The sequence below is a fragment of the Streptomyces roseolus genome, assembly GCF_014649855.1.
Lineage (GTDB): Bacteria > Actinomycetota > Actinomycetes > Streptomycetales > Streptomycetaceae > Streptomyces > Streptomyces roseolus.
In genome coordinates, this window is sequence record NZ_BMTV01000081.1 from 1 (window position 1) to 1,441 (window position 1,441).

Annotated in this window: 1 protein-coding gene; it reads right to left on the reverse strand. The window is 69.4% G+C overall.

The window, feature by feature from the left end:
- Positions 1-1,424 (reverse strand): MFS transporter (locus IE245_RS36530; protein WP_189955752.1); only part of this gene is annotated, 1,424 nt, incomplete at its 3' end.
- Between the last annotated feature and the right edge of the window lie 17 nt (positions 1,425-1,441).

The window sequence follows — 1,441 nt, forward strand, 5'->3', positions numbered from 1 at the left end:
GACTTGGTGCGGAGGTAGAGGGCGGTGGTGAGGGTGCCGATGAGGACGATGGCGGTGTTGATGATGACGGCGGTGGTGATGCCGTGGTGGATGTCGAGGGTGGTGGCGGCGATGGCGCTCATGATGGGGGTGCCCATGGTGATGCCGATCTGCTGGGTCATGGTGGCCAGGCCGGTGGCCATGCCTTGTTCGTGGTCGGGCAGGCCGGTGGTGGCGGTGACCATGAAGCCGACGATGACGAGCATGTTGCCGATGCCGCCGGCGAAGGTGGCGGGGAGCAGGAGCCACAGGGCGGTGGCGGTGTCGCCGAGGCCGATCAATGCGAGGGTGGCGGCGGCCTGGAGGAGTCCGCCGATGATGAGGGTGGTGCGGGTGTTGGTGGCGGCGATGACCTTGGGGGCGATGGAGCCGCCGATGACGGTGCCGATGCCGAGGACGCCGAAGGAGAGGCCGGCGGCGAGGGCAGAGAAGCCGAGGACTTCCTGGAGGTAGAGGGTCATCAGGAAGACGAGGCTGGTTTCGGTGAGGAAGGCGATGAGTCCGGCGATGTTGCCCCAGGCGACGTTGCGGCGCTTGAGGACGGTGACGGGGACGAGGGGTGCTTTGGCCTTGGCCTCGATGGCGTAGAAGGCGATGAGGAGGAGGGCGCCTGTGGCGAGGGCGGCCAGGGCGATGGGGTCGCTCCAGCCTTCCTCGCCGGCGTGGGTCAGACCGTAGACGAGGGCGAGGAGGCCGAGGGTGACGGTCGTGGCGCCCGGGATGTCCAGGCGCGGACGCTCGGTGGGGCGGGATTCCTTGATGACGGTGGGGGCGATGATCAGGACGGCGATGGCGACGGGGACGTTGATGAAGAAGGCCCAGCGCCAGGAGAGGAGGTCGGTGAGGACGCCGCCGAGGATGGCGCCGGTGGTGAAGCCGGCGGACATGAGGGCGCCGTTGAGGCCGAGGGCTTTCTGGCGCAGGGGGCCTTCGGGGAAGGAGGTGGTGAGCAGGGAGAGGCCTGCGGGGGTGACGGCGGCGGTGGCCAGGCCTTGCAGGACGCGGGCGACGAGGAGGACTTCGGGGGTGGTGGCGAGGCCGCCGAGGAGGGAGGAGGCGCCGAGGACGGCGAGTCCGATGAGGAAGAGGCGGCGGCGTCCGAAGAGGTCGGCGACGCGGCCGAACAGGAGGGTGAAGCCGGCGGCGCACAGGGCGAAGGAGGTGGCGATCCACTGGAGGTTGGCCAGGGAGAAGCCGAGGCCTTCGCCGATGACGGGCAGGGCGACGTTGAGGATGGAGAAGTCCACCGCGAGCATGAACTGCGCGACCAGGAGCACGACCAGGACGAGCTTCAGCCGGCCGTCCAGCCTCTGGGGCGCCGGCTCACCACCACTCGCCGACACGCTCGCGTCCGGACCCGGACGCGCACTCTCGACAACCGACATGACCAACCAGTCCTTTC